This window comes from Streptomyces sp. NPDC059900 (assembly GCF_050270335.1).
Taxonomy (GTDB): Bacteria; Actinomycetota; Actinomycetes; order Streptomycetales; family Streptomycetaceae; genus Streptomyces.
In genome coordinates, this window is sequence record NZ_JBNNJZ010000662.1 from 1 (window position 1) to 4,164 (window position 4,164).

Sequence of the window (4,164 nt, forward strand, 5' to 3'; positions counted from 1 at the left end):
GCCATATAGCTCTCGTCCTCGACGATCAAGACACGCATGCCCCCAAGGCTACGAGCCGGCACATATCGCCGGCGTATCGAAAACCGCATTCGTGCCGGCAATATCCCGCCGCCCCGGGGTGGCATGCCCTCTCGCGACCCGGTACGGGCAGCAGCCGGCAATCCTGCCCCCGGGCTGGCCGGCGCTGCCGGGCATGCGGCGTTCGTGCGGGCCCAGCGGTCGGTGCCAGGAGCGTGCGCAGGGTGGGTCCGCTCGCCTGTCGTGACGCTGGCGGATCACCTGCGGAGCCAGGCAGCAGCGTTGAGCCGACCCCGTGGACCGGGCGCGGACAACCAGGTCACCACCTGGCACGCAGCACGCCGTCGCTGTCGGGGAGGGCAACGTGGAACAGTGGGTGGCGTGCGTCGAGGGCCAGGGGCAGGCAGCAGGCCGCCCTCGCGCCTGCCAGCAAAGTGGCGAGCTGTTGATGGTGGGGCCCGTCGACGGTCACGTGGCGGATCGCTCCGTTCAACGCCTCCCAGACCAAATCCGCGGATTCGTCCTGCGGCAGCTCGGCAAGGACCGCGTCGACATCAGGGTTGAGGTCGGGCCAGACGGTCAGGAGCGCGCGTGGGCCGAGCACGGCGCGGACGGCATCGAGATTGCTCTCGGTAAGAAGGTGCCAGCGGGTGGCGTTGGCGAGGTAGGTCTCCTCCAGAAGGAGCCTCTGCGGTACGGCCAGTTTTGCGCGTACTTGTTCCCAGAGCTCCTCGTCCGCGGCCTGTGTCACCTCTGGTTCCTCAAGGTCTGCGGCGTAGGGCGACGTCGTGATCGGTTCCGCGAACAGGCCGAGCTCGCGGACCCGGGCGACATCTGCTTCACAGGGCCGGTCACTGGCGACGTACAGGTACTGATCCCACCCCACGTGCACGGTGAACCTGTCCTGCTGCTCCAGCCGGCACCAGGCGCCCTGGTCACGCAGCATGACCCGGACCAGCTCCAGCGCGACCGGCACCGAGACCTCGGCGCCGTCGTAGTAGCCGGTGAGGTCGGCCGGGAAGAGCCCGGCGAGGCCGTGTCCGTCAACCGGCGCCTCCAGGCCGAAGGCAACGAAGCCCGTGACCTCCGGTTCACGGATCTCCAGCCGGTCGATGCCCGACTCCTGCGCGAAGGCGGCAATCGCCTCCAAGTAGGCCGCTTCGACCGGCCCGTGGTCGCTCACCGTGTCCTCGGCGCCGTGGTAGTGCCCACGCTCGTCGCGGTCGGCGGGGTTGTACTTGGTGATCCGGTGGGCGAAAGGCGGCGGCATGCTGCTCCCCGGGCTGCTTGAAGGGGAAGCCAGCGTAGTTCTTGACCCCGCCTGCCGGGGTCCTGCCACGACCTCCACCGTCCGTACGTCAGGTTTACCCGCTGGTGTCCCACGCCCCGGGCGAGGGACACCGCGGCCTCGTCAGGAGCAGACCGCAGGGGTGCTGCGCGCCCGGGCCTCAGCCGATCTTCTTGATCACCCGGGCGGGCACTCCCCCGACCGCGGTGCCGGCCGGAACGTCACGAGTGACCACCGCACCGGCAGCGACCACCGCGCCGGCACCGATGGTCACCCCCTGCGTGATCACGGCGGCCGTCCCGATCCAGACGTCGTCCTCGATGACGATCGGGGCGAAGGAGAGATACTCGCGGCGCTCGGCCAGCGGCAGGGGATGGCCTCCGGTGATGAGGCTGACCTTGGGCGCGATCATGACGCCGCTCCCGATCCGGATACCGCCCTTGTCCATGAACGTACATCCCTGGTTGACGAAGACGTTCTCCCCGAACGTCGTGTTCAGTCCGTGCTCGGTGAAGAACGGCGGATAGATCGTCACTGATTTCCCCAGCGGGCGTCCGAACACAACCGAAAGTAGTTCAGCGCGGCCCTCGGTGTCGCTGAACGGAAGCACGTTCAGTCGGGACGTCGCATCGGTCACCTCCACGATGCGTTCCGCATGACGGGCGAAATCAGAGGTCCGGACATACATGACTTGCTCTGTGCGGGTAGACATGCGCTGATCCCATCACCGCGCAGAACACCCGATCAAACAACCCCGCACCACCCCGGACACAACCAAAGGTTGTGTCAGTAGGGTGGAAGCGTGGATGTAGAAGCGCTGCGGACGTTCGCGGCCGTCGCTGGGACGGGCCAGTTCCAGACTGCGGCCGACGAGCTGGGGATCAGCCAGCAGGCGGTCTCCAAGCGGATCGCTGCCCTGGAGCGGCACACCGGGGTCACGCTCCTGGTGCGGACCACCAGGGGCTCCCGGCTGAGCCTGGACGGGCAGGTCTTCCTGCCGCACGCCAAGAAGATCCTGGCAGCCGTCGAACAGGCCGAGCGGGCCGTGCGCCCCGGAAGCCGTCCCTTGCGCGTCGATGTCCTCAACCGGCGCATCGCCCCGGCCCAGGCCGTCTACCAGTTCTACCGCTCCCGCCCCGATACGGACCTGGAGGCAGTCACACTGAGCAAGGAGAACGCCGCCCAGGCCGCCCGGGCGGTGCTCGAAGGGACCATCGACGCGTCCATCCGGGCCCTGCCGCCCGGCCAAGTACCTGCCGGGATCAGCGCCGAACGACTCCTGGACTCGCCCCTCCAGCTCCTGGTCGGACCCGGCCACCCGCTGGCCGGCGCGCCCAGGGTCAGTCCTGCGGACCTGGCCGGCCACCGCATCTGGATCCCCGGGATCAGGCCGGGCATGGAGTGGGCGGCGTTCTACCAGACGCTGTCCGAGGCCTTCGGCTTGAGCATCGACGCGCTCGGCCCCCACTTCGGCGACGAAGCCCTGATGGACGCGCTGGCCGACTCAACCTCGCTGGCCACGCTCATCGGCAGCGGGGACCGCTACCTGTGGCCCCAGACCCACGACCTGCGACGCATCCCCGTGCACGACCCGACCCCGGTCTACCCGCACGTGCTGCTGTTCCGCAGCGGAGACCAGCACCCTGTCTTGACCGCGCTGCGCGACCACCTGCGCACCGCGGGCCCGCGAACCCCGCACGATGCGTGGACACCGGACTGGGCAGAGCGCTGACCAGACGACCGCGGGCGCCACGAACATGCGCCCGGCCACCGGGGATAGATCGCCGGGCCCCAGGTACTCGCCATCTACCGTGCGCCAAAGGGCAGTTGGCCTCCTGACTGGTTGGCGTGATGTCGCGGGCTGACAAGCACTGGCCGTAGCGGCAGGCCGGTCATATGAGGCATCCGCAAGGAGGCGGGCTGACCGCGGAGCGACGGCTGTCGTGACCAAGCGAAGGCAGCCTTGAGCAGCGGGCGTCGGTCCGTGGCATCGCCCACGAGAGCAGTGGTCCTGGTGACCAATCACTCACGCCGCCTGTAGGACGAGGGCTGGACCCGCCCCGTCGCCAGGGCTGATCGTGGGAGACGTGAACGATCACCGGATGACGCCTGTCAGTGGCACAAGTTCGCCAGGCGCGACCAGCGAGGTGGTGGCCTTGGACGAAGAGGCCGGTGAGGTCCGCCGTTTCTGGAACCGGCTCGGCCTTCCCGGACTGATCGACGTCCACACGCACTTCATGCCCGAGCGCGTCCTGCACAAGGTCTGGGCATACTTCGACGCGCAGGGGCCGCTGACCGGCGGACTGGAGTGGCCGATCAGCTACCGGCAACAGGAAGCGGAACGTGCTGCCGTACTGCGCAAGTTCGGTGTCCGGGCGTTCACTTCGATGCTCTACCCGCACAAGCCCGGCATGGCCCGCTGGCTCAATGGCTGGGCCGCCGACTTCGCTCACCGCAACCCCGACTGTCTGCACACCGCCACCCTCTACCCCGAGCCGGGTGTCGAGACGTACGTGCGCGAGGCCGTCGAAGCGGGTGCACGCGTGTTCAAGGCGCACGTACAAGTAGGGTCCTACGACCCGGCCGACGAACTTCTCCAGCGGGCGTGGGGGGTGCTGGCCGAGGCCGGGGCCCCCGTAGTGATCCACTGCGGCTCCGGTCCCGCTCCCGGCAAGCACACCGGTCCCGGGCCGATCGCACGGGTACTGGCGCGGCACCCGAAGCTGCGGCTGATCGTCGCGCACCTGGGGATGCCCGAGTACGAGGACTTCCTCGGCATCGCCGAGCAGTACGCGGAGGTCCGGCTGGACACCACCATGGCGTTCACCGACTTCACCGAGGGATTCATGCCCTTCCCC

The 4,164-nt window shown here is 68.7% G+C and carries 4 protein-coding genes; 2 read left to right on the forward strand and 2 right to left on the reverse strand.

Features of this window, described 5'->3' with window-relative positions; all coding sequences use genetic code 11:
- Positions 1-337 precede the first annotated feature (337 nt).
- On the reverse strand, positions 338-1,288 hold the full coding sequence (locus tag ACQKIP_RS41480) for an RNA-binding protein (RefSeq protein ID WP_427745373.1): 951 nt from the start codon (positions 1,286-1,288) through the stop codon (positions 338-340).
- 178 nt (positions 1,289-1,466) lie between these two features.
- Positions 1,467-1,994: a DapH/DapD/GlmU-related protein gene (locus ACQKIP_RS41485; RefSeq protein WP_365863525.1), complete on the reverse strand. Its 528-nt coding sequence runs from the start codon at positions 1,992-1,994 to the stop codon at positions 1,467-1,469.
- Positions 1,995-2,108: 114 nt separating this feature from the next.
- Between ACQKIP_RS41485 and ACQKIP_RS41490 the strand changes: the two genes are divergently transcribed.
- Positions 2,109-3,038 (forward strand): LysR family transcriptional regulator, encoded by a 930-nt coding sequence (locus ACQKIP_RS41490; protein ID WP_427745374.1) that lies wholly within the window; start codon positions 2,109-2,111, stop codon positions 3,036-3,038.
- A 370-nt stretch (positions 3,039-3,408) separates the two neighbouring features.
- A partial coding sequence (locus ACQKIP_RS41495; RefSeq protein ID WP_427745376.1) for an amidohydrolase family protein occupies positions 3,409-4,164 on the forward strand: 756 nt, incomplete at its 3' end.